The 1,091-nt window shown below is 60.4% G+C and carries 1 protein-coding gene; it reads left to right on the top strand.

The window, feature by feature from the left end; translation table 11 throughout:
- A partial coding sequence (locus AC0L3C_RS36140) for an ABC transporter ATP-binding protein (RefSeq protein ID WP_473410402.1) occupies positions 1-1,091 on the top strand: 1,091 nt, incomplete at both ends.

Genomic DNA, 1,091 nt, shown 5'->3' with positions numbered 1-1,091 from the left:
CCACGCACACACGATGCGTTTGTTAGGTTTTGGAATATTCAGAAGACTTATGACGGCGAGACGCTCGTTGTTAAGAATCTCAACATGGAGATCGAGCGGGGCGAGTTTCTGACGATGCTGGGGCCTTCCGGCTCCGGCAAGACGACGACACTCATGATGCTGGCGGGGTTCGAGGCGCCCACCCATGGTTCGATCCTGCTGGCAGGTCGGTCGATCGAGAAGGTGCCGCCACATAAGCGGGACATCGGCATGGTGTTCCAAAATTACGCTCTCTTTCCGCATATGACTGTGGAAGAGAATCTTGCCTTCCCTCTCAAAGTTCGAAAAGTCGGCAGGGCCGAGGCCGAGGCCCGGATCGGGCGGGCGCTCGATATGGTTCGGCTCGGCGCCTATGGCGGACGCCGACCTGGCCAGCTTTCTGGTGGCCAACAGCAGCGTGTCGCGCTGGCCCGCGCGCTCGTCTTCGATCCCAAGCTCGTGCTGATGGACGAGCCGCTCGGCGCGCTGGACAAACAACTGCGCGAGCACATGCAGATTGAGATCAAGCATATCCACGAGGATCTCGGCGTCACCGTGGTCTATGTGACGCATGATCAGCGCGAGGCGCTGACCATGTCGGACCGCATAGCGGTGTTCAACGACGGGGCTATCCAGCAGCTCGCTGCGCCGGCTGAGCTCTACGAGCGGCCGCAAAACGCTTTCGTCGCTGAGTTCATCGGCAAAAACAACCGGCTGCATGGGAAGATTGTGGCGATGAACGGCATGATCTGCACCGTGGAGATTCCGAGCGCCGGCACCGTGCAGGCGCTGGCCATCAACGTCGAGACGGCCGGCCGGCCGACCGTGCTCTCGTTGCGGCCAGAGCGAGTGAAGTTGAATCCGGCGCCTGGCTCGCTGCCTAATGTGTTTAGCGCGCGTGTTACTGAGTTGATCTATTTTGGCGATCACGTGCGCACCCGTGTATCGGTGTGCGGCCACGAGGATTTCGTGATCAAGCTGCCCAATTCGGACGGTTCGGCACAAGTCGAGCTTGGTGCGGAGATCACCATCGGGTGGAAAACCGAGGATTGCCGGGCGCTCAACGCGCCGTA

The sequence above is a fragment of the Bradyrhizobium sp. WSM4872 genome, from assembly GCF_055811715.1.
The sequence above is the reverse complement of the archived record's forward strand: the minus strand, read 5'-3'. Positions and strand labels throughout refer to the sequence as shown.